This window comes from Tenacibaculum ascidiaceicola (genome assembly GCF_047470925.1).
Taxonomy (GTDB): Bacteria; Bacteroidota; Bacteroidia; order Flavobacteriales; family Flavobacteriaceae; genus Polaribacter; species Polaribacter discolor.
Genome location: NZ_JAZKJP010000005.1, coordinates 517,684 through 541,324 on the forward strand (window position 1 = coordinate 517,684; position 23,641 = coordinate 541,324).

At 31.9% G+C, this 23,641-nt stretch carries 20 protein-coding genes; 6 read left to right on the forward strand and 14 right to left on the reverse strand.

Annotated features, from left to right (window positions below; translation table 11 throughout):
* Positions 1-8 precede the first annotated feature (8 nt).
* A complete protein-coding gene (gene murI, locus VBY68_RS06875) occupies positions 9-803 on the forward strand; it encodes a glutamate racemase (protein WP_124589440.1) in 795 nt (264 codons plus the stop codon).
* Here the strand turns inward: murI and VBY68_RS06880 are convergent.
* Entirely contained in the window at positions 800-1,780 is a 981-nt protein-coding gene (locus tag VBY68_RS06880; RefSeq protein ID WP_124589442.1) for a PorP/SprF family type IX secretion system membrane protein, read from the reverse strand. The two genes, murI and VBY68_RS06880, sit on opposite strands and share 4 nt — an antisense overlap.
* A 91-nt stretch (positions 1,781-1,871) precedes the next feature.
* A complete protein-coding gene (locus VBY68_RS06885) occupies positions 1,872-2,723 on the reverse strand; it encodes an AraC family transcriptional regulator (protein WP_124589444.1) in 852 nt (283 codons plus the stop codon).
* 156 nt (positions 2,724-2,879) lie between these two features.
* Between VBY68_RS06885 and VBY68_RS06890 the strand changes: the two genes are divergently transcribed.
* From VBY68_RS06890 to VBY68_RS06905, 4 genes are all read left to right on the forward strand, one after another.
* Positions 2,880-3,803 carry a dihydrodipicolinate synthase family protein gene (locus VBY68_RS06890; RefSeq protein ID WP_415269303.1) on the forward strand — a complete coding sequence of 308 codons (924 nt, stop codon included), beginning with the start codon at positions 2,880-2,882 and terminating at the stop codon, positions 3,801-3,803.
* A 23-nt stretch (positions 3,804-3,826) separates the two neighbouring features.
* Positions 3,827-5,413, forward strand: a complete 1,587-nt coding sequence (locus tag VBY68_RS06895; protein WP_273695178.1) for an aldehyde dehydrogenase (NADP(+)) — start codon at positions 3,827-3,829, stop codon at positions 5,411-5,413.
* A 156-nt stretch (positions 5,414-5,569) separates the two neighbouring features.
* Entirely contained in the window at positions 5,570-6,577 is a 1,008-nt protein-coding gene (locus VBY68_RS06900; RefSeq protein ID WP_415269304.1) for a 4-hydroxyproline epimerase, read from the forward strand.
* Between the two features lie 50 nt (positions 6,578-6,627).
* Positions 6,628-7,875, forward strand: coding sequence for an NAD(P)/FAD-dependent oxidoreductase (locus VBY68_RS06905; RefSeq protein WP_124589455.1), 1,248 nt, complete (start codon positions 6,628-6,630; stop codon positions 7,873-7,875).
* A 72-nt stretch (positions 7,876-7,947) separates the two neighbouring features.
* Here the strand turns inward: VBY68_RS06905 and VBY68_RS06910 are convergent, their stop codons facing one another.
* From VBY68_RS06910 to VBY68_RS06950, 9 genes are all read right to left on the reverse strand, one after another.
* Positions 7,948-9,054, reverse strand: coding sequence for an alanine racemase (locus VBY68_RS06910; RefSeq protein ID WP_099215803.1), 1,107 nt, complete (start codon positions 9,052-9,054; stop codon positions 7,948-7,950).
* Positions 9,055-9,056: 2 nt separating this feature from the next.
* Entirely contained in the window at positions 9,057-10,211 is a 1,155-nt protein-coding gene (alr, locus tag VBY68_RS06915; RefSeq protein ID WP_124589458.1) for an alanine racemase, read from the reverse strand.
* A complete protein-coding gene (locus VBY68_RS06920) occupies positions 10,211-11,347 on the reverse strand; it encodes an amidohydrolase (RefSeq protein ID WP_415269305.1) in 1,137 nt (378 codons plus the stop codon). The genes alr and VBY68_RS06920 overlap by 1 nt, the downstream gene beginning before the upstream one ends.
* Positions 11,335-12,768: a sodium:solute symporter family protein gene (locus VBY68_RS06925; protein ID WP_415269306.1), complete on the reverse strand. Its 1,434-nt coding sequence runs from the start codon at positions 12,766-12,768 to the stop codon at positions 11,335-11,337. Before VBY68_RS06925 ends, VBY68_RS06920 begins: the two co-directional genes overlap by 13 nt.
* A gap of 3 nt (positions 12,769-12,771) precedes the next feature.
* Positions 12,772-12,966, reverse strand: a complete 195-nt coding sequence (rpsU, locus tag VBY68_RS06930; protein WP_099215800.1) for a 30S ribosomal protein S21 — start codon at positions 12,964-12,966, stop codon at positions 12,772-12,774.
* Positions 12,967-13,023: 57 nt separating this feature from the next.
* Positions 13,024-13,887 carry a sigma-70 family RNA polymerase sigma factor gene (locus tag VBY68_RS06935; RefSeq protein WP_099215799.1) on the reverse strand — a complete coding sequence of 288 codons (864 nt, stop codon included), beginning with the start codon at positions 13,885-13,887 and terminating at the stop codon, positions 13,024-13,026.
* A gap of 1 nt (position 13,888) precedes the next feature.
* On the reverse strand, positions 13,889-14,326 hold the full coding sequence (locus VBY68_RS06940; RefSeq protein WP_164723427.1) for a GNAT family N-acetyltransferase: 438 nt from the start codon (positions 14,324-14,326) through the stop codon (positions 13,889-13,891).
* A gap of 546 nt (positions 14,327-14,872) precedes the next feature.
* A complete protein-coding gene (locus VBY68_RS06945; protein WP_415269310.1) occupies positions 14,873-16,870 on the reverse strand; it encodes a protein-disulfide reductase DsbD family protein in 1,998 nt (665 codons plus the stop codon).
* Positions 16,871-16,889: 19 nt separating this feature from the next.
* Positions 16,890-17,336 (reverse strand): protein-disulfide reductase DsbD domain-containing protein, encoded by a 447-nt coding sequence (locus tag VBY68_RS06950; RefSeq protein ID WP_415269307.1) that lies wholly within the window; start codon positions 17,334-17,336, stop codon positions 16,890-16,892.
* Between the two features lie 679 nt (positions 17,337-18,015).
* Here VBY68_RS06950 and VBY68_RS06955 point away from each other — a divergent pair.
* Entirely contained in the window at positions 18,016-18,990 is a 975-nt protein-coding gene (locus tag VBY68_RS06955) for an IS3 family transposase (protein ID WP_121146195.1), read from the forward strand.
* 266 nt (positions 18,991-19,256) lie between these two features.
* Here VBY68_RS06955 and VBY68_RS06960 read toward each other — a convergent pair whose 3' ends face one another.
* The 3 genes from VBY68_RS06960 to VBY68_RS06970 all read right to left on the reverse strand — a co-directional run.
* The gene (locus VBY68_RS06960) at positions 19,257-21,218 is read right to left on the reverse strand and encodes an OmpA family protein (protein ID WP_121146196.1); all 1,962 of its coding nucleotides are present in this window, start codon (positions 21,216-21,218) and stop codon (positions 19,257-19,259) included.
* A gap of 11 nt (positions 21,219-21,229) precedes the next feature.
* On the reverse strand, positions 21,230-22,150 hold the full coding sequence (locus VBY68_RS06965) for a PorP/SprF family type IX secretion system membrane protein (RefSeq protein WP_121146197.1): 921 nt from the start codon (positions 22,148-22,150) through the stop codon (positions 21,230-21,232).
* A gap of 9 nt (positions 22,151-22,159) precedes the next feature.
* A partial coding sequence (locus tag VBY68_RS06970; RefSeq protein ID WP_415269308.1) for a gliding motility-associated C-terminal domain-containing protein occupies positions 22,160-23,641 on the reverse strand: 1,482 nt, incomplete at its 5' end.

Genomic DNA, 23,641 nt, shown 5'->3' on the forward strand with positions numbered 1-23,641 from the left:
TTATAAGTATGAAAACTATTGCACAACAACCTATTGGTATTTTTGATTCTGGTATTGGTGGTACATCCATATGGAAGGAAATTCATCAACTTTTACCTCAAGAAAACACTATTTACCTATCAGATAGTAAAAATGCTCCTTACGGGCAAAAATCAACACAAGAAATAGTTGATTTATCGATTAAAAACACAGAGTTTTTAATTAATAATGGAGCTAAAATTATTGTTGTTGCTTGTAATACAGCTACTACTAATGCTATTCAATATTTAAGAAACAATTACGAAATTCCTTTTATTGGTATAGAGCCTGCAATTAAACCTGCTTCATTAAATACTAAAACAGGTACAATCGGTATACTAGCAACAAAAGGTACTTTAAATAGTACTTTATTTGAAAAAACCACCTCTAGTTTAAATGATGAAATTAACGTTATAGAACAAGTTGGAGAAGGTTTGGTTGAACTAATAGAAAATGGTAAGATTCATTCTGACGAGATGACTTATTTATTAAAAAAGTACATACTTCCCATGTTAGAAAAAAAGTGTGACTATATTGTTTTGGGCTGTACCCATTACCCATATCTACTCCCTCAAATACAAAAAATTACTGGAAATAAAGTTAAAATTATAGATTCTGGTGAAGCTGTTGCTAAACAAGTAAAAAATATTTTATCACAAAATGACTTGCTTAACCTGAGTAACAAACTTCCGAAAAACACTTTTTATATTAATAAAGACAAAGCTGTTCTGGAAGTTATGCTCAAAGAATATCAAAACAGTGAAATCAGCTTCCTTGATTTTTAATACGTAAAACTTCCATTAATATTAGGGCACGCTGCTGCTCTTCTCTTTATGCAGAATAAATTTACTCCTAAAGATAATTGATGAAAGCCTCCATTTGAAAATACCACATCACCTGTTTGTTGTGTATAAGTGTACGCAAACATCCATTTCTTGTAATTAACTCCTACTATAGGTGTTATATATTGAGAGTCTCCAAAAACATTTCCATCAAAACTTCTTCTGTAAGATAAAGCAGCCCATAACTGAGTTTCATTTAAGGTCTTATATACTTTGAAGTTTATATCAGCTATTTTTTCTTCAGTTTGTTCTTTATATTGAAACATTAATGATGGTTCAAATTGTAGCTTTTCTTTATCTCCAAAGAAATAACCTCCTCCTAGAATATAATTTCTAAGATTATACGATTCAAAATCTGGATTTAAGTTGTTTTTTGCTGATAAAAAAAGGTTTTTTACTGTAAAATAAGATGATAATCCATTTTTATGATATGCCATACCAAAGTCAGCATTAAAATAGAAGTCACTTTCTATAACCTGACTTACAGCTGGATCATTTACAAAGGTTCTTTGGTCTCTCTCATTCTGAACTACAGAAAAAGATAATCCAAAAGATAACTGATTAAAAAGATTTTCATTCCCCATATCAATGTGATATGCATAAGTACCTTGAATTCCTTTTTGTGAATGATACCCATTTTTATCGTTAAAGAGAATTACTCCTAATCCAGTATTTGAGTACTCACCTAATTTTGTGTGAAAACTCGCTGTTTGCAAAGCAGGAGCATCATCTACCCCTAACCATTGTTGTCGTGCTGTTAATCGTATTTTCCCACAATCACCAATACCTGCAGCAGCTGGATGTAATAAATACACATTATCTGATAAATAATCAGCATAAATTGGTAATGTTTCTTGTGCAGATGATTCAGTAATGATTGACAATACTAAAAACAATAAATAAGTAATTCTTTTCCCCATTAAAATTAAGTAGATAAATAGCCCCAAATATAATCAACAGTTGTTTAAAATTGATAATATTTTGTTTTCTTACTATAATACAACAAGCTAACTACTTAAAACCCGAAACTTTTCTGTATTTTGAAGGGCTAACTGCTTTAATTTCTTTAAACTTTCTGTTAAAATTAGATAAATTATTAAATCCACATTGATAGGCAATTTCACTTATTGATAATGAGTTTTCTGAATTTAAAAACTTACAAGCATTCTCTATACGTAACTCATTCAAAAAAGTAAAATACGTCTTATTTGTTCGTTGTTTAAAATATCTACAAAAAGCATTGGGGGTCATATTAGCCTTTTCTGCAATCTCGTACAAATCAATATTTTTATCAAAATTATTCATTGTAAAGTCCATAACATTACGCATTCTCTTTCCTTCATTATCTGTGTATCTCCTTGGATATACAAAACTTGCTAGCTCAGTTGTTTTTGAGTTTACTACTATTTTTAAAACTTCAAGCAGCCCTATAAATCGATTAAGATTCGTAGATTTTTGTAAACCTAAAAATATCTTCATCACTTCACTTCTATTTTCAACAAGTTTAAATCCTGATATTGATTTTTCAAAAAAAGTGATTAACTCTTTAAAGTCATCCAACAAAAAAAAGTCTTTCCCAAAAGAACTCTTTGTAAAGAATAATGAAATCATGAAAGATTCTTTTATAACAGAAGCATCACTTTTAAAAACATGTGGCAAGTTACTTCCTATAACTAGAACATCTCCCGATGAATATTTGTTAATTGTATCACCTACAATTAACGTTCCTTCTCCTTTTACAATAACACATAACTGAATTTCTTCATGTTGATGGAACTTATCATAAAAATACTTCTCTCTATCTTCTTGATAAATTAGTCCAATGTTTTGAGTTTTTGGTATTTTAAAGGGTAAAACTTTCATTGATAAATTGCTATTCTTATTCAAAAATATGCAAATACTATTAATATAATAAAACAAATACATTATATAAGCTAATATAGTATTACTATATGGTAATTTCAAGTCAAAACTCTCTTTATCTTACACATAACTTTGTAATGAAAAAACAATATTACAATGAGTATAAATTGGAAAGGTGTAATGCCAGCGGTTACTACAAAGTTTACAAATGATGATACTTTAGACTTAAATATGTTTGAAGTAAACATTAAAGCACAATTGGAAGCAGGCGTGCATGGAATTGTTTTAGGAGGCACCCTAGGAGAAGCCAGTACATTATCTGATGATGAAAAAAGAACACTAACTAGAACAACCGTTAACTTAGTTAACAATCAAGTTCCTGTTTTAATGAATATTGCTGAACAAACTACCAAAGGAGCTATTGAAGCTGCTCAAAAAGCGGAAGAAGATGGTGCTAAAGGTTTGATGATGCTTCCTCCTATGCGCTATAAAGCAGGAGATAGAGAAACTGTTGAATATTTTAAAGCAGTAGCTAACAATTCATCACTACCAATTATGGTATACAATAATCCTGTAGATTATAAGATTGAAGTTACATTAGATATGTTTGATGAGCTTTTAAAATGCAATAATATAGAAGCTGTTAAAGAATCAACCAGAGATATATCAAACGTTACAAGAATTAAAAACCGTTTTGGAGATCGTTTAAAGATAATGACGGGTGTTGATACTTTGGCTTTGGAAAGCTTATTGATGGGTGCTGATGGTTGGATTGCTGGTTTGGTTTGTGCTTTCCCAAAAGAAACTGTGGCTATTTATGAATTACAAAAAGCAGGCCGCATACAAGAAGCATTAGAAATATATCGTTGGTTTTTACCATTGTTAGAATTAGATATAAATCCTAAATTGGTACAAAATATTAAGTTAGCAGAAGTGGCTACAGGTATTGGAACTGAAAATGTACGAGCTCCACGATTACCTTTAATAGGTGAGGAACGTAAACATGTTTTAAATGTAATAGAAGCTGGATTAAAAAACAGACCAACACTACCTGATTATAAAGCTTTAGCTACTTACTAATTAACTCTCTACCTCATTAAAATATGATTACAGGAAAAAACTATATAGGAAATCAATTATCAGCTTTAGGAAACAAAACTTATAAAACTTTTAACCCTGAATTAAATCAGGAAAATAAACAGGTCTTTTCTGAAGCAACTCAAGAAGAAATTAACGAAGCTGTCAATTTAGCCTCAAAAGCGTTTAAAAAGTATAGAACTATTTCAGGTGAAAGAAAAGCTGAGTTTTTGAATGCTATTGCTGATGAAATTTTAGCCTTAGACAATGAATTAATACAAACTTATTGTTCTGAATCTGGTTTACCAGAAGGACGCGCAAAAGGAGAGCGAGGAAGAACTGTATTTCAATTACGTTCATTTGCTGATTTGGTTAAAGATGGTTCATGGGTAGAAGCTACTATTGATACTGCTATACCTAATAGAGAACCAAACCCTAAATCAGATTTACGTAAAATGAATATTCCGTTAGGTCCTGTAGTAGTTTTTGGTGCTAGTAATTTCCCTCTTGCTTATTCTACAGCAGGTGGAGATACAGCAGCTGCTTTAGCAGCTGGCTGTCCTGTTATAGTGAAATCACATCCTATGCATGCTGGTACTGGTGAACTTATAGCTTCTGCCATAATTAAAGCAGCAGAAAAAACAGAAATGCCAAACGGTGTATTTTCTAACTTAAATTCGAGTGGTATAGAAGTGGGACAACAATTAGTTACTCACCCAAAAGTAAAAGCTGTTGGTTTTACAGGAAGTATTAGAGGTGGTAGAGCTTTGTTAGATTTAGCTGCAAAACGTGAAGAACCAATTCCTGTATTTGCAGAAATGGGTAGTATTAACCCAGTAATTATGCTTCCAAAAGCATTACAAAATAGAGCAGAAAGTTTAGCAAGTACTTATGCAAATTCTATTACTCTCGGGACAGGGCAATTTTGCACCAACCCTGGGTTAATTCTAGGAATAAAGAGCGATAGTTTAGATAGTTTTATTAACTCATTAGCTCATAAAATTGTAGAGATTAACCCTAGTTGTATGCTGCATCCAAATATTATTGGAGCATATGAGAGTAATAAAACCAAAGCTCTTAATCAGGAAGGTTTAACATTAGTAGCTACATATGAAGACAGTACTCAACCTAACTATGCTGCGCAAGTAGTTACAACTGTTGAAGGAAAAACATTTTTAAATAATCCAAACTTACACCAGGAGGTATTTGGACCATACTCTATGGTCGTTCAATGTGAAAATGAAAAACAATTAGAAGAAATTATTTCAAATTTAGAAGGACAACTTACTGGAACTGTAATTTCAGATGATAATGAAGTAGTAAACTACCCTACTGTAATTGCTGCCTTACAAAACAGGGTTGGAAGAATTATTTTTAATGGTGTTCCTACAGGAGTAGAAGTTTGTCCATCAATGGTACATGGAGGCCCTTACCCTGCATCTACAGATAGTAGGTTTACAGCTGTAGGAGTTAATTCAATTAAACGTTGGATACGTCCTTTTAGTTATCAAGATTGGCCCAACCATATATTACCTCAAGAACTAAAAAATGAAAACCCTTTACATATTTTACGTTCTGTTAACGGTACACTAACAAAAGGAGAAATAATATAACAAAATTTAATATTTTCTTTAGAAAATCTCTGAGTGTAAAACCTTACTTTTGGAGCATCTAAAGAAATTGAAATAAAGCCAGCTTCGTCTTTCCAAATAGAAAAATTTGAAGGGTTTTTTCTACTACAGAATACAAGCTGGCGATTCAATTTTAAGATGAAAAAAACTTTTTTTTGCATTGACGCACATACTTGTGGAAACCCTGTTAGGGTAGTTGCTGGTGGAGGTCCTAATTTAACAGGAAACAACATGAGCGAAAAACGTCAACACTTCCTAAAAGAATATGATTGGATTCGAAAAGGTTTAATGTTTGAGCCTCGTGGTCATGATATGATGAGTGGTTCAATTTTGTTTCCTCCTCATAATCCAGAAAACGATTTTGCTATTTTATTTATTGAAACTTCTGGATGTTTACCAATGTGTGGACATGGGACTATTGGTACAATAACTATTGCTATTGAGGAAGGATTAATTACTCCTAAAGTTTCTGGAAAAATTAAAATGGAAGCTCCCGCTGGTTTAGTTGAAATTGAATACCAACAAACAGGCAAAAAAGTCGATTGGGTTCGACTAACCAATGTAAAAAGCTATTTAGCAGCTCAAGGACTCACTATAGATTGTCCTGAATTAGGAGAAATTACTTTTGATGTTGCTTATGGCGGAAACTATTACGCAATTGTAGACCCTCAAAAAAACTTTTCAGGAGTTCACAATTTTACTGCTTCTAAAATTATTCAATACTCACAAGTTGTTAGAGAACGAATCAATGAAAAATATCCTGATCAATTTATTCATCCAGAAAATGATACTATTAGAGATGTAACTCATATGTTGTGGACAGGTAGCCCTATTGACCCTACTTCATCAGGAAGAAATGCTGTTTTTTATGGTGATAAAGCAATTGACAGAAGTCCATGTGGTACAGGAACCTCAGCACGTTTAGCACAGTTATATGCTAAAGGAAAGTTAGAAGTTCGCGAGGAATTTATTCACGAAAGTTTTATAGGAAGTAAATTTATTGGTCGAGTTGAAAAAGAAACTACTTTAGATGGTAAGTTAGCCATTGTTCCTAGTATTCAAGGATGGGCAAAAGTATATGGGTACAACACCATCATTATCGATGATGAAGATGATCCTTATGCTCATGGTTTTCAAGTTATTTAATATTTTATAAGCAACGAATTATCATCTCGAGCGTAGTCGAGGGATCTTTTATGAGTAAAGAAATTATAATCATTGGTGGTGGAATTATAGGTTTAAGTTCCGCATATTACCTTCAAAAAGAAGGACACAAAGTAACTGTAATTGAAAAATCAGATTTTTCATCAGGAGCTTCATTTGCTAATGCTGGGATTATTACTCCTAGTCATATAGTTTCTTTGGCAGCTCCAGGAATGATTTCCAAAGGGTTAAAATGGATGCTTAGTTCTACTAGTCCATTATCTATTAAACCTCGTTTAGATTATGACTTCTTACAATGGGCTTGGTTTTTTAAAAAATCTGCAACACATACAAAAGTAGCTGCTTCTATTCCTGTTATTAAAGACATTAATTTATTCAGTAGAGAATTATACGAAGAAATAAAGGCTTCAAAAGATTTTGACTTTCATTATCAGCATAAAGGATTGATGATGTATTATAAAACTGATAAAATGGGAGAAGAGGAATGGAATGTTGGAAAGCTTGGCATAAAAGAAGGGTTGAAAGTTGAACATTTAACTAAAGAAGAAACTCAAAAACTCGAACCTAATATTCAATTGAATATTAAAGGAGCTGTATATTATCATTCTGATGCTCACATGACTCCAAGTGAATATATGAAACAACTTAAGTTGTACTTAGAACAAAATAATGTTACCTTTTTGTCTAATGAAGAAGTTCTAGATTTTCATGTTTCTAACAATACAATAAAATCAATCAATACAAAAAACAACACGATTGTTGCTGATGAATTTATTTTAACCACTGGATCTTGGACACAGAAGCTAGCAAAAAAATTAGGAATTAATATTCCTGTGCAAGCTGGTAAAGGTTATCGGATTAATGTAAAAAACGATACTGGTATTACAATTCCTGCCATTTTAACGGAAGCTAAAGTTGCAGTAACTCCAATGAATGGATTTACACGTTTTGGAGGTATGATGGAAATTGCTGGCATCAATAACAAAATAAATAAGAAGAGAGTAAATGCTATCGTTAACGCTAGTAAAAGTTATTACAACAATTTAAACATTAATCAAAAAGAAATAGATAATGTTGAAAGTGGCTTACGCCCCTGTTCTCCTGATGGTTTGCCTTACATTGGTAAGCTTTCAAACCTTAAAAATATAACTGTGGCTGCAGGGCATGCGATGATGGGTTGGAGCTTAGGGCCTGCTACTGGTAAATTAGTTTCTGAAATTATCGATGATAAAAAAACAAGCCTAGATATTACTCCTTTTAATGTTGAACGTTTTAGCTAAATTAAAAACTCAAGAAACTAAAATAATAGCTCTTGAGTTTTTTTTAAAACAAACAATAAAAAAAACAGACTTTTAAATATCTTTTACGTAGACTTTATCTATAAATTTCGAAATCAAGAGTCTGGCAACTCCCATATAACTAAGCTTAAACTTAACCTTATCACCTACTTTATACTTTATATTTCCTGATTCATCTTTATTCAACCCAACATCAATTACTAACATATCAGAAGTTATCCCAACAAAAGAAATATCTTTATCTTCAACTTCAATATCATCTTTATCTACATCTAATAAACCAAAATCTAAGATAGCCTTGTAAGATGTTTCTTGTATATCACTTTCATCATATTCTGAGGTGTGACCAATACTTGCTTCACTAATAATACCATCAGGCACTATTTTCTTTTTTTCTAATTCTATTACATTAGCATAAAACTCAAATGTTTCCGTGTGTAAATCTTGAAATCTTTTATTTTCTAATGGGCTTACTCCAAAAAAGGCAGCTTCTCCTATTCTAAAATGATTAATATCCTTAGGGGCTACTCCATTTTCCACCAACGGTAATGTAATTGACGTCCCTCCAGAAACATATCTTAAATTCTTGTTGAATTTGGCTGATATAAGCTCTTTATATAATGATAATTGTAATAGCTTATCATATGTAGGTTCTACTCCATACATACACCCTAAATTTGAACCTATGCCTATTACTTCAATATTAGATAAATTGAATACTTTTTCATAAAACCCTAAAATATTATCTCTCTTTACCCCTTCTCTTAATTCACCCATTTCAATCATAATAATGATTTTATGAATTTTATTTTTCTTTTTAGCTGCTTCATTTAGCGACTCTATAGTAGATAAAGAGCTATTTAAAGAAATATCGGCATACTCCACTACATCATCTGCATAAATGTTTGCGGGAGGTTTTATGTATATAGTTCGTAAATCTGGATTTACTTCTCGTAGATTACGTAAACTTGTTAACCTAGAGTCTCCTATTGAGTTAATGTTTTCGGTTACATCTGGAGTTAAAATTTCTCTTAAAAATGTTTTATCTCCCGAGAAAACTTTTGTTACCAAACTCCACTCTATATTGTTTTCCTCAAAAAAGTTGCTTAGCTTTTTTATATTATCTTTTATTCTTTCAGAATATATAATTAATTCTGCCATAATTATTTTGTTATTATTCTTGGTAAATTCTCAGGAAGTCTTGTTAATAATTCATAATTGATAATCTGTATCGAATCGTTAAATGATGAAACTGTTATTTCAACATCACCTTGACTTCCAATTAATACAACCTCATCTCCTTTTTCAATAGTATCAGCATGTGTTATATCCACCGCCATCATATTCATATTAATAGTTCCTATTATTTTATGCCTTTGACCTCTTATTAAAACTTTTCCTTTATTACTCAAAGAACGACTGTATCCTGAAGAATAACCCACAGGTATAATTGCTATCTTAGTTTCTTGATTTGTAAAATATGATGTACCGTAACCAATAAACTGACCTGCCTTTATGGTTTTAACATCCATTACTTCTGTTTTCCAAGATATAATTCTTTTTAGTGGATTTTCTACAATTTTCTCTTTGGTTAAATAATGAACCAATATTTCCTTTGTTGGAAAAAAACCAAATTGTAAAATACCAACCCTTACCAAATCCAACCTTGTCGTCGGATATCTAATTGTAGCTGCTGAACTTGCTAAATGGTATGTTGGATTGAATAAATCAAGTTCTTCTATTCTCTTTCTTACATTTTTAAATTTTTTCTTTTGATCTGTTATTCTCTTATAATTTGATATACTTTCTGCTCCAGCTAAATGAGAACAAATTCCTTTTACATCAATAAACTCTTTATATTTTTCAATATACTTAAGAACTCTTGTTGCCTCTTTTGGAATGAATCCTGTTCTATTCATTCCTGTTTCTATTTCTAAATGAATTTTAGCTCTTCTTTTTACTTTCTTTGCTGCTTCTATTGCTTTTTGCAGTCTATTTTCTTCAAAAACAAAAAACTCTATACCGTTTTCTACTGCCCATGGTAACTGACTATTTTCTATCATTCCCATTATCATAATGGTTACATCTTCATAAGGTAGTGTTTTTTTTACATCAAAAGCCTCATTTGCATCAGAAACACTAAAGTGCCTTACACCATACTTATATGCCAGCATACAGTAGGTTTTAATTCCATGTCCATAGGCATTACCTTTTACTACGGATGAAAAAATAGTAGCCTCTCCTATTATTCCACGTATAAAATTGATGTTATTTTTTATAGCTGATTCAGATAATTCTAAATACGATGTATGAGTCATTATTGTTGAACTTCTTTTAAAATATTATAAAATAATTGTGCTCCTGTTACTGTTACTTCATCAGGAAAATCATAATCTGGATTATGCAATGCTGGTGTATCTTTTCCTGCCCCTAGTCCAAATATAGCTCCTTTAAACTGTTGTGTAAACAGTCCAAAGTCTTCTCCCCATTTAAACGGAGTATTTATTTCATTAATTAATAATTTTTGTTTTGTTGCTGCTTTTTTTATATAATCAACAGCTTCTTTATGATTTTTATTTGCATAAAACTCTTCAAACCAAGAAGTATTAATGTTTAACTTTTCTTTTTCTTCAAGTTTTTGAAGTAGTTGTTCTATTTTTTGTTGTTTCTCGTTCATTAAACTTGTACTCCAACTTCGTAGTGTAAGGTGTACTTCTCCATATCCTGCTGATACTCCATAGGCTTTTTCTCCCATAGTTATGTGCACGGGAGTAGCTAAAAAGAAATCAGAATCTTCTGGTGTATTTTTAGTTTCTTGTTTTATAAAATGAAGAATTTCAGCAATTGCATTGGCTGGATTAAATCCTTTTTCTGGCTCTGCTGCATGGGCTGTTTTTCCTTCTAAAGTAATTACAACACTTTTTACATTACCAGTAAACTCATTTTCTTTTACAACTATTTCTTGTTTAGTAAAACCAGGTAAATTGTGTAGTGCAAACGCATAGTCTATATTGAGTTCTTTAAAAGAAGAATCTTCTAACACTGATTGTGCTCCTCTTCCATTTTCTTCTGAAGGTTGAAAAAGCAATACTATTTTTCCTTTGTGTAACGGTTTCTCTGTAAGAAGTTTTGCTACTCCAAGTAGAATTGCTGTATGCCCATCGTGTCCACATTTATGTGAGACTCCTTCATTTACAGATTTATGTTCAAAACTATTTATTTCTTGAATAGGCAATGCATCAATGTCTGCCCTAAGCATAACTGTTTTACCCTCTTTATTCCCATCAAAAATTGCTAACAACCCTGTTTTAGCCACTGGTAATACATCACAAGAGGTATGTTCCTTTAAAAAAGCTTGTATTCTTTTCTTAGTTTCATATTCTTTTTCAGAAACTTCAGGAAACTTATGCAGCTCTTTTCTAATCTTCTCTAAAGTATCCTTTAGGCTTTCCATGTTTTTTGGTTGTTAATTAACTGAATTGTTGAAAACACTATTGCTGATAGTGTTATTCCAAAGAAATTTGCATCCAAGCCAAAAGGTAATTTTACTTCTAAAACAATTAATAATAAAGTAGTTAACCCTCCTGAAATCATGGCGTAAAATGCTGCAATAGGAGAAGGCTTTTTTAGCAATAATGTTCCTAAAACAGGAACTAACAAACCTGACACCATAAATGCATAAGAATACAACATCAACTCTAATACATTTTGCATTTTTGTTGCTAATACAATGGCTAAACCTCCTATTAAAAAGGTGATAAACTGTGAGTTTCTTATGCTGATACTCTTCTTAAAATATCCAAAAATATCTGTTGTTAAGTTTCCTGATGCTGCCATTAAACAACTATCTGCTGTAGACATAATTGCTGAAAAATAAGCTGACATCATTAAGCCCATTAAACCTACTGGTAAAATACTTCTTAATAACAGCGGAAGCCCTAATTCAGCATCTAACTCTACTCCTGGTGCATATCCTATACTAGCAAACATTCCTTGTTCGTAGGCTACTCTTGAAAACAGTCCTAAAGCAACTCCCATAAATGCCATTATTGGATATTCAAATAGTCCTGCAATTCTCCATGCCTTTTTAGCTGTTTCTTCATCTTTACAGGCATAAATTCGTTGATATAAAGTCATTCCAACAAACCAAATAGGTACAATGGTAATTATCCAGTTAAACATATCTATAAACGAAACGTTTGTTAATGATAAAAAACTAGCTGGTAAAATTCCTTTTATTCCGCTCCATCCTCCTACTTCTATATAACCAATAGGTATTCCAATACCTATCAATCCTACCATAAGAATTATCCATTGAATAGTATCTGTATAAATAACAGCTTTAATCCCTCCAATAACTGTATACACAACAGCTATAACTCCCATTATTAAAACTGCATTTGTTATAGATATTGATGGAAATGTAGCTGATGCTAGTTTTGCTCCTGCTAAAATTTGTGAACTCGTAAAACCGATGTAACCAATTAGCGAAATAATACCCGCCATTAGAGCCACTCTTGTATTATAGTGAAATGCTAACGATTCTGGAAATGTTAAAAAATGATGTTTTTTTGCTATAGGGTATACTTTGGGGATTAAAAAAACGGCGCTTATCCAAGCACCTAACAATCCTGTAAAAAGCATCCAACTACCGGAGAGCCCCATTAAAAAACCTAGGCCTCCTAAGCCAATAGAAAAACCTCCTCCAACATCAGTTGCAACAACAGATAGTCCTATATGACCCGCTGACATATTTCTTCCTCCTACATAGTAATCGTCTTTTGATTTGTTTTTATTCATGAAGTACACTCCTACTCCAAGCATAAAAACCAGATATACCACAAATATTAATAGATCAATAAAATGTATATCCATATCTTATTTTTCCTGCTCTAATAAAAACTGCTCTTTGTATTGAGCCTTTTTTAATTGCTCTCTTCTGCTTACAGATGGTTTTGTATATTCTTTTCTTTCTCTAATTTCTTGTAGTACTTTTGTATTTCTATATTTTCTTCTGTAGCGTTTAATCGCTCTGTCGATATTTTCACCTTCCTTTACTTGTATTATCAACATATTAATATATTTTTAAAATTATTATTTCTCTTTTAATTCGATTGAACAAAGTCGAAACTATCCTAAATAAGTCTGTAACACTTTGGTTCTCGATCTTTGTTTAAGTCTTCTAATTCCTTTTTCTTTAATTTGACGTACACGTTCTCTTGTTAAATCAAAAGTTTCTCCTATTTCAGTTAAACTCATAGGTCGGTAGTTTTCTAGGCCATAAAATAACTTTATAATATCCGACTCTCTTGGAGATAAGGTTTCTAAGCTCCTACTAATTTCTAATTGCAAAGATTCTTGCATTAAATCCTTATCTGGCTTAGGCGCTTCTGAAGCTCTTATAACATCATATAAATTTGATGTTTCTCCTTCTTTTAAAGGGGCGTCCATAGAAATATGCCTTCCTGAGTTTTTCATTGACTGTTTTACGTCTGAAACTGTCATATCTAAAACTTTGGCAATTTCTTCTGGTGTTGGCATACGTTCATTACTTTGTTCAAGTTTAGAAACTGCCTTGTTAATTTTACTTATGCTACCTATTTTGTTTAATGGCAAACGAACTACACGAGATTGTTCTGCCAAAGCTTGTAAAATAGACTGACGTATCCACCAAACTGCATACGATATAAATTTAAACCCACGTGTTTCATCAAAACGTCTTGCTGCTTTAACCAGTCCTATATTCCCTTCATTTATTAAGTCAGAAAGTCGTAACCCTTGGTTTTGGTATTGTTTTGCTACTGAAACAACAAAACGTAAGTTAGCATTCACCAAAGTTTCTAATGCTCGTTGGTCACCTGCTTTGATTTTTTGAGCTAATTCTACCTCTTCATCTGCAGTAATCAAATCAATCTTACCAATTTCTTGTAAGTACTTCTCAATAGATTTTGATTCTCTATTGGTAACTTGTTTTATTATTTTTAACTGTCTCATATTATCTCTTTAGTCTCATTTCTAAATACGGTGTGGTAAATCCTAGCTTTTCGTATAAAAACTTAGCTGGATTGTCTTTTTCTACGTGTAAAGCAATATCTCCTTTACAGTTTTCAATAGCATGTGTCATTATCTTTCTCCCAATTCCTTTTCCTCTATACTCATTATGGGTGGCTATATACACTAAAATATTTTCTGGAATATATTCATCCATTCCTGTTTTATTAATTACCACTGCTCCTACAATTTCACCTTTATCTTCTATTGTAAAAACATACCCGCCTAATCCTGTTCGTTCTTTTGCTGCATAATCTATAGCTTTACGAATCGCTGATTTTTCATCTCCATATTTCTCAAGGTGTTTGTATAAAAAGTTGGTTACTCTTTCTATTTCTAAAGGGGTTATACGATTAAATGCATCGTAAGTTTTTATTGTCATAATTTTATTTTTATAAAAAAGAATAGGTATGTAATAATTATAAGTTTCTTTTAGTTCTTTTTCTATTGAAACTTAAATAGCAGTAAAAACAAAACCTATTTTTTGGTATTTGTCTTTTAATGCAGAATACTTTTTTTCGAAAAGTGTACGGTTATCTATAAATCGATATTCGTAAGGTCAAAAAAAACATTTTATAAATCTATTATTTATTGGTAAATAGCTCTACAAAGTGTTTTTAAATATATTAGAGAGTCTTCCCTCAAAAAGAGAAGCTATTATAAACTTAATTTAGAACCCTGGTGGGATAAATTTGTCCGATTGGTTGCGGAACACAAGGTAGTTGAATGTAAAAACTCGTTGATTTTTTTTCTCGTGTGTAGTATCTACCATATCGTACAAAGGTACGAATTTTATGGATAATTTCAAAACAGCTACTGTAAAAGAACCCCTTACATTATTTTGTCCTATTCTAACAAAACTTAACTTAACAAAAAAGCACCTTAGATTTATTCTAAAGTGCTTTTTGTTTACAATATGATTTTTTAATTACTTTTTAAAATTGGTAATTCCATTTTCAAGCCAATTGTAGTACTCATCTACATCTGGCGTGTAGGCTATCGGATCAATTATATTTGATTCATCGTGATTCATTAACACATAAAATGGTTGTGAATTTGCTTTATATTTAATGGTTTGCATTTCACTCCATTTTTGACCAATATATTTTAATTTCTTTCCAGGGTTTAACTTAGATTCAACCACTTCATCTTCTTCTAATGGTCTTTTGTCATCTACATATAAAGAAATTAACACTACTTTGTTTTTTAGCACGTCTAAAACTTTTGGTTTTACCCAAACGTTTTGCTCCATTTTTCTACAGTTTACACAAGCATGTCCTGTAAAATCTAACATTACAGGCTTTCCTACTTTTTTAGCATAAGCCAACCCTTTATCATAATCATGAAAAGACATAATATCATGTGGAGGCATTAAGTGTGCTCCTTCAGGCAAACTCTCATGTCCATTTTCTTGATCTCCTGAACTTACAATTGCTTGTTTAGTAAACCCTACCCCGTAAGGTGATTCACTATAATGTTGTGGCGGTGGAAATGCACTGATTAAATTCAACGGTGCACCCCATAATCCTGGAACCATATAAATAGTAAAAGACAATACTACCAACCCTAAGCTTAATCTTCCAACCGAAATATGATTGATTGGGCTATCATGTGGTAATTGTATTTTTCCGAATAAGTAAAATGCTAAAGCTCCAAAAATAGCTATCCAAATAGCAATAAACACTTCTCTTTCTAGTAAATGTAATTGTAATACTAAATCTGCATTTGATAAAAATTTAAACGCTAAAGCTAATTCTAAGAATCCTAAAACTACTTTTACAGTATTTAACCACCCTCCAGATTTTGGTAATGAATTTAACCACCCTGGAAAAGCTGCAAACAACGCAAAAGGTAAAGCTATAGCTGAAGAGAACCCTAACATTCCTATAATTGGAGCTACTCCTCCTTTTGAGGCTGCTTCTACTAATAGAGTTCCTACAATTGGCCCAGTACAAGAAAAAGACACAATTGCTAAGGCCAAAGCCATAAAAAAGATTCCGATTAATCCTCCTCTATCTGCTTGCGAATCTACTTTAGTCGCCCAAGAACTTGGTAAAGTAATTTCAAAAGCACCTAAGAAAGACACAGCAAAGATCACCAAGATTAAAAAGAATATTAAATTAAACCAAACATTGGTTGATAATGCGTTTAAAGCATCTGCTCCAAAAAGAAAAGATACTCCAGAACCTAACAATACATAGATTACAACAATGCATAATCCATAAATAATAGCATTTCTTATTCCTTGTGATTTACTTTTACTCTGTTTCGTAAAAAAGCTTACCGTCATTGGTATCATAGGAAACACACATGGCGTTAACAATGCAGCAAACCCTGATAAAAAGGCTATGAAGAAAATAGTCCATAAACCTTTCTTCTCTTCTTTTTTAGTCTCTTTTAAAACTACTTTATCTGTTGTTTTTGTTTCTTTTATTGTGTCTGTAGAAGCATTAACCTTCGTAGCCTTTGTTAAATCAAATACTAAGTCTATTTCTTTTGGAGGTAAACACATCTCATCAGTACAAGCTATAAACTCTACAAAAGCGTTAATTTGTTTTACACTAGCATCTACTAACTCTATTTCTTGTTTAAAAACAGCTTTGTGTGCAAAGGATTTAATATTCATTCCTTCTTCACCAAAAAGTGTTGTAAACTTAATTTCTCCTTCAGGCTCTGTAGTATTTCCTACAATTTTAATTTTTCCTCCGTCATCATCATACGTAAAAGTTGTTGGAATAGGTCCTCCACTAGGAACTTCTTGTGCATACAAGTGCCAACTTCCTTGAATTGTTGCTGTACTAACTAGGTTATAATTTGTTTCAGAAACTTTCTCTACACTCGTTTTCCATTCAATTGGATTATGAATTTGGCTCATTGCCGAAAACCCAATGGTAAAACAAAGCAAAAATGCTAGTATTCTTTTCATCATATCAGGGGAAAAAGGATTAGTTTACATTAAAAGTCAATTCTACTTCTTTTGGCGGCAGGCAATTCATTCCTGTACATACCATATACTCTACTACTCCTTTAACAGTAAACTTCTCTGTCGTTTTTAAACGAATTCTCTGAGTAAAAGTAGCTTTAGTGTCGAAATACTTTATTTTCATTTCAAAAACTGGATCATTTACTACATGTCCTGCTTCTTCTTTGGTATTTCCTTTTTTCAAGTATTTGGTATCTCCTTCAAAAGTAAATAAAGTTGGAATTGGTCCTCCTTCTGGAATCTCTTGAGAATACAAGTGCCAATCTTTTTGAATCGTTGCAGTAGCTACTAGCTCAGCTTCTTTATCTGATATCTTTTTTACAGAAGTACTCCACTTTACTGGATCATGTACTTGAGCAAATGTAGATGCACAAACTGTCAATAATAGAATTAAAAATATTTTTTTCATTGTTTTTATTTAGTTGCGTTATCTTAAATCTGTAAATGTAATGCCTTTATTTGCTAAAACACAAAAGATTAAAAAAAGTTTAACATTAGCCAACTAAGGTTAAAAAAAAAGGCTTTCAATTAAATTGAAAGCCTTTGCTTAGTAGCGGGAACTGGACTCGAACCAGTGACCTTCGGGTTATGAGTTCGAAGAATCACCTTTTTTTCACGCTTTTTCTATGTAAAAAATTGTAAACTGTTTACGAAACCGTTTACGGTAAATTAAACAATTAACTGCACCCCAATATAGAAATTTCCATACATTATTTTTAATAAAAAGTATAAAAATTATTTTATTTTCGCCAGCCTTTAAATGTTATGAAAAATGTATAAGCGAAATTATCATCCATTGATGATAGTATTATACGCTATCGGAATACCTGACAATCAACAAATTACTCAAATCCCCAAGACCACTAAACATAATTGAAATCAGTTTGCACATGAGCATTACTATGGAAGTGATTGGGTTCATACTTGTGAAAATCAGTTTGATACTATCAAAGATGTTTTTGCTTCTAAGTTTTTATTTAAAGCTATGCGTTTTTTATCGAAACTAGAAAAGGGTATTTACACATGCTAGGAGAATTTTCACAAAATAAAAACTATTAAAACTACATACTTCAAAAATTGTTGCTTCTGTGCAACATTTGGCTTCTTTATCAAAAATATCAGTAGCTACTGCTTGTAAATATTATGGGATTTCTAAAGATTGGTATTATCAAGAAAAAAGAAAAATTATTTGTAGCCTAAACCCCTTAAAAAAATGTTATAAACAATACCCCAATCAACTAACGATACAAGAAATAATTACTATTGAACAATTAATTAAAGACTCTATCCATTTTGGAAAAACTAAAACCACTTTATACTATTACGCTCTTAAAAACAATCTTATTTCCTGCGGAAAATCTACCTTTTTCAAATATACTGCTGCTTTAGGATATCAAAAGATAAAACGATTCAAACAACCCATTAAAAAAGGGTTTAGAGCAACTAGAACTTTTCAATGGTTGCATGTAGATATTACCAATGTTACTACTATTGAAGATGGCATACAAAAAGTTGCCTTTGTAAAAGATAATTTTTCTAAAGCTATTTTGCATGTAGCTTCTAGAGATGGAAAAGCAGGAAGCAGGTTTATTAAAAACCTTTTTCAAGAGACTTTTACAAAGTATGATTTACTCAACACTACTAAACCTATTAGTATTTTGTCTGATAGAGGCTCTGAAAATAAAGGAAAACTTCTAACTTGGATTAATAGCATAAAAGCCCCTCCACTTATTACTAAAATTACTGCTAGGACAAAAGAATTTCCATTTTCTAATTCAATGGCTGAAAGCACGCATAGCATTTATAAAACCGAGTTTCTCCACGGAAAACATTCTTTAAATCAACAAATACATTTGCTCGATTTACAGCGTTTTATAGAATATTATAATCATCACAGATATCTAACCGAATTGTATGGATATACTCCTATGGAAATCATTCAAGGTAAAACTCCAAATAAAGACCTTTATAAGCAACAAATACAACTTGCTAGAAAAAAAAGAACACTAAATAATCAAGAATTTAACAATTGTAGTATAAAAGTGTCTTGTATAGCACAATAGAAACCAGAAAATACAGGATAACTACCACAAATAATTTTTGTAGCAACAAAATTTTAAATCTAAAATAACCTCTACTTTACAATTAAAAGTAGAGGTTATTTTGTTAAGCCGTAATTAACTGGTAATCAAAACATATCAATTAAGTGTTCCAATATTCGAACCCTTTTGTTGTGGTTTTTAATAAAAAGTGCACTACGGTAATTTTATATTTAATTCTTGCCACTAACTTACAAAAAAGCTATACAATATGTATAGCTTTTTAAAAATTATTCCTTTTTTTGATTAGTTACTTTAACATTGTCTCCTCTTTTTACGATATAAAAATAAGATCTTCTATTTTTTTGATGTTCTTCTTCAGTACATTTACTTTGATTTGAATCATCGCAATCATTCAGTAGTTTATCTTCACCATAACCAATAGCACTTTCAATTCTATCAGCATTAATTCCTCTTGAAATTATATAATCTCTGGTAGATTTTGCTCTGTTACTGGATAAGGTTTTATTGTATTCTTTGGTACCCCTACTATCTGTATGAGATTCTATTTTGATAATTAAATCTGGATTGTTATTTAAAACCGAAACAATATGTTCCAATTCATATTCTGCATCTTCTCGAATATTATGCAAATCGAAATCAAAATAAATTGGATTGATTACTATTTGATCTTCTACTATCAAAGATTCTAATTCAATGTTCTCAACCACTGTTTCTTTATTTATATCCAATGTTTTGGTATCCTTTTTTGCATTCCTGTAGTTTTCTTTTGAAACTACTACTACAAAGTTCTTCTCACAATCTATCTTTTTAAACAAATATTCTCCCGCTCTTCCTGTTCTTTGTTCTTCTATAGGCTCTCCCTTTGAATTCATTAATTGAACCAACACCTCTGAAATTGGTTCTCCTGTTCTAGAGTCTGAAACTATTCCTTTTATATCTTCTTTACAATTGTAGATTGTAAAACTATAAATATCATCATCGCCTTTCCCTCCTTTTCTATTGGATGAGAAAAAACCATAGGTATGCTCATCGTTAATTACAAAAGCAAAATCATCAAAAGGTCCGTTAACAGGACTTCCTAAGTTTACCGGTGATGTAAACTCATTGTTCTCTTTCTTAGACTCAAAAACATCTAAGGCTCCCAATCCTAAATGACCATCTGATGCAAAAAACAAAGTTCCATCATTACCTATAAATGGAAACATTTCTCTTCCTTCTGTATTGATTTTCTTACCTAAGTTCACTGGCTCCCCGAAAGTATTATCTCCTAAAACATCAGCCTTATAAATATCCGTTCCTCCATAACCATTTGCCATATCAGACACAAAATATAATGTTCTTTCATCTGGGCTTAAAGCAGGATGTCCACAGGAATAATCTTCACTATTAAATGGTAATTCTTGTATATTCCCCCAAACATCTCCTATTCTTTCTACTGAATAAATCTTAAGATGAGAAACCCGGTCTTTATCTCCTTGCAGTCGTTTTCCATCAAAATTATCTCTTGTGAAATATGCTTTTTTCCTATCTTTGGTTATAACTAAATTAGATTCATGATACTTGGAACTCAACTCATTTATCATGTTAGCTTCTTCAACTTCTAAAACTTTATTTTCCTTGACTGCTTTCTTTTCTGTTTTATAGATATTTAAAAATGGTTGTCTATTCCACCTATATAACTTCTTGTCTTTTTCTGACTTTGGTTTTGCTGAAGCGAAGTAAAAATCATTCTTATAAAGAAATCCTCCAAAATCAGAATATTTAGTATTCGATGAAATGTTATGAATATTTATGTACGTCTTTGGCTTGTTAGAATATTCAACAAAGTAATCTTCATTTTTTTCTAAAGCTTCTGCTCTACTGTCATTTCCCAAATCTTTTAGTCTAAGTAACCATTTGTCTGATTCTTTTACTTTTCCATTAGTCTTTAAAACTTGTGAATATCGAAAAATATGCTTTGGTGAAGCAACAGACATGTAAGAATTCATAAGCTTGTTATAGTATTTCTCTGCTAAATCAAACTCAAAGTTAAAGTAATGTGAATCGCCTAGTCTGCTCAATACTAAATAGGAATCATCTCCTTTTTCATAAATTACTTTATACAACTCCGTTGACTTTTTATACGCAAATTCATTAAAATATCTATCTGCAGCATACTTACGTTGCCCAAATGTAACTGTTGTAAATAGTATGCATATCAATATTTGTAGTGGTATTGTTCTTCTCATTTTTACTTTTTTTAAAAGAATCTTGGAGATTTAGTTGCTAACTCTCGGAATATCTCCCATTTTATCATTAATTCATAGGTACCTGAGTTGTAGTTACTATAATTTGAAGTGGTCAAATCATAAGCAAACCCAATATGTAAATTTTCGGTAGCCTGTAACCCAAGTAAAGCACTAATGGAGTCATCCCATCTCCAAGCTGCTCCTGCTGTAAATTTTTGGTTGAATAAAAAATTGGCAGACACATCTAGTGATAAAGGAGCACCACTTACAATTTTTGTTAAAAAAGCAGGCTTAAACTTGATACTCTCATTTAAATCAAAGACATATCCACCTATAAAGAAAAAGTGCATTCTTTCTTCTGCTACATCTCCGCCACTATTCGCATCATCATAATGCTCCGTTCTTATGATATTAGGAACTGCTCCTCCTAAATACCAATTATCAGTGTAGTAATAAATTCCCGCTCCAATAGTTGGTAAAAATCGATTGATATTCCCTTGTAACCTTTTATCTTCCCTATCTTGAATCAATCCTCTACTCCAGTCTACATTTAAATGTCTTCCACCTAATTTCAATCCAAATGATAAATTCCCTTCATCACTAGTTCTTACTCTATAAGAAGCATTAATATCTAAAAAAATCTCTCTTGCTGGTCCAATTCTATCATTGGTAAGGTTTACTCCTAATCCAACTCCGCTATAACCAAGCGGAGCATCATAACTTAAGGTTTGTGTATCTGGGGCTCCATCAACTCCAACCCATTGTGTTCTTCCTAATAAATTTATTATGGTATGTCCACTAGAACCAGCATATGCAGGGTTAACACTCATTGTATTATACATGTATTGTGTATACTGTGGATCTTGTTGTGCATTGATATTTAATCCGCTAAATATCAATGCTACTATTGTATATATATATCTTAATTTCATATTATTTTTTTATCTGTTAATATATAACCATCCTACTTTAGGTTTAGACCCGTCTCCGAGATCAATGACATAATAATAAGTTCCTGAAGGTAATTTTTCATCAACATTTATATTCGCTCTTCCGTTTGAAATACCTCTAAAAGCAACGTCTTCATTATTATAGCCTGATGCTTTGTAAACAGTATTACCCCATCTATTAAATATTTCAACTGAATTGTTTTGATATTCCAGACTGTCAATACAAGAAATATAGAATACATCATTATCTCCATCTCCATCTGGAGTTAAAATATTGTACGGAGTTCCACAAGGGTTGGTATCTGAATCTAAATAATCTGGAATACCATTTCCATTTGTATCTAAAGCATCATTTGTTGTTGGATCTCCATCTCCTGGACCTTCATCCATGGTATCAATTCCGTCATTATCATCATCGGTATCTTGATAATCTGGAATTCCATCTCCATCAGAATCAGGAATATCAACTGGATCTCCTCCATTGTCTGGATCATAAGAATCGTCTATTCCATCTCCATCGGTATCATTTCCAGAAGGAAGTACATCTGGAATTCCATCTCCGTTATCATCATTTCCTTCTATTACGTCTGGTACTCCATCATTATCACTATCAGAATCTAAACTATCTGGAATTCCGTCTCCGTCAGTATCAACAGATCCATCTCCTTCATCAACATCTAAAATTCCATCGTTATCATCATCTAAATCTAAGGCATCTACAATTCCATCTCCGTCGTTATCTGGTTCTACAATTACAATTGCTTCTGCAGTATCACAATTACCAGGATTTAAGACCTCACATATTTGATACTGAATAACATAAACCCCTTCCTGTGTATTTGCTGGAACAATCAAATTACCTTCTGCATCTATTGTAACACCAATTAAGCCTCCATCATCAACTACATTTATAATAATATCACTATCATTAACTAATATTCCATTTAATGTATCATTCACTGTTAAATCTCCTGCAACCCCTCCTGTAAATCCATTTACATTTGACAAATTAATTGGGGTTAAGTCATCCGTTGCAATTATTGGCGCCCCCGTTACCTCTACTACAGAAGTTACTGTATCACAATTAGTAGGATTGTTTACCTCACAAATTGTATACTCTACATTATAACTTCCCGCTGGTGTATTTGCCGCCACTGTTACTGTTCCATCCGAATTTAATGTCAATCCTGTTGGAACTGTTACTGGTGTTACTGTTACATCTCCTGGGTTTGTACCTACTGTTACTGGTGACCCATTTAATGTATCATTCGCTGTTAATGCAGAAGTTGTTCCTCCTGGTAATCCATTCACTGGTGTAGTAGTCTCTGTTACCGCATCTATAACCGGTGCACTTACCTCTACTACAGAAGTTACTGTATCACAATTAGTAGGATTGTTTACCTCACAAATTGTATACTCTACATTATAACTTCCCGCTGGTGTATTTGCCGCCACTGTTACTGTTCCATCCGA

Coding starts and splice junctions, on each gene's coding strand:
- murI (WP_124589440.1), top strand. CDS start 9: ATGAAAACTATTGCACAACAACCTATTGGTATTTTTGATTCTGGTATT.
- VBY68_RS06880 (WP_124589442.1), bottom strand. CDS start 1,780: ATGGGGAAAAGAATTACTTATTTATTGTTTTTAGTATTGTCAATCATT.
- VBY68_RS06885 (WP_124589444.1), bottom strand. CDS start 2,723: ATGAAAGTTTTACCCTTTAAAATACCAAAAACTCAAAACATTGGACTA.
- VBY68_RS06890 (WP_415269303.1), top strand. CDS start 2,880: ATGAGTATAAATTGGAAAGGTGTAATGCCAGCGGTTACTACAAAGTTT.
- VBY68_RS06895 (WP_273695178.1), top strand. CDS start 3,827: ATGATTACAGGAAAAAACTATATAGGAAATCAATTATCAGCTTTAGGA.
- VBY68_RS06900 (WP_415269304.1), top strand. CDS start 5,570: ATGAAAAAAACTTTTTTTTGCATTGACGCACATACTTGTGGAAACCCT.
- VBY68_RS06905 (WP_124589455.1), top strand. CDS start 6,628: ATGAGTAAAGAAATTATAATCATTGGTGGTGGAATTATAGGTTTAAGT.
- VBY68_RS06910 (WP_099215803.1), bottom strand. CDS start 9,054: ATGGCAGAATTAATTATATATTCTGAAAGAATAAAAGATAATATAAAA.
- alr (WP_124589458.1), bottom strand. CDS start 10,211: ATGACTCATACATCGTATTTAGAATTATCTGAATCAGCTATAAAAAAT.
- VBY68_RS06920 (WP_415269305.1), bottom strand. CDS start 11,347: ATGGAAAGCCTAAAGGATACTTTAGAGAAGATTAGAAAAGAGCTGCAT.
- VBY68_RS06925 (WP_415269306.1), bottom strand. CDS start 12,768: ATGGATATACATTTTATTGATCTATTAATATTTGTGGTATATCTGGTT.
- rpsU (WP_099215800.1), bottom strand. CDS start 12,966: ATGTTGATAATACAAGTAAAGGAAGGTGAAAATATCGACAGAGCGATT.
- VBY68_RS06935 (WP_099215799.1), bottom strand. CDS start 13,887: ATGAGACAGTTAAAAATAATAAAACAAGTTACCAATAGAGAATCAAAA.
- VBY68_RS06940 (WP_164723427.1), bottom strand. CDS start 14,326: ATGACAATAAAAACTTACGATGCATTTAATCGTATAACCCCTTTAGAA.
- VBY68_RS06945 (WP_415269310.1), bottom strand. CDS start 16,870: ATGAAAAGAATACTAGCATTTTTGCTTTGTTTTACCATTGGGTTTTCG.
- VBY68_RS06950 (WP_415269307.1), bottom strand. CDS start 17,336: ATGAAAAAAATATTTTTAATTCTATTATTGACAGTTTGTGCATCTACA.
- VBY68_RS06960 (WP_121146196.1), bottom strand. CDS start 21,218: ATGAGAAGAACAATACCACTACAAATATTGATATGCATACTATTTACA.
- VBY68_RS06965 (WP_121146197.1), bottom strand. CDS start 22,150: ATGAAATTAAGATATATATATACAATAGTAGCATTGATATTTAGCGGA.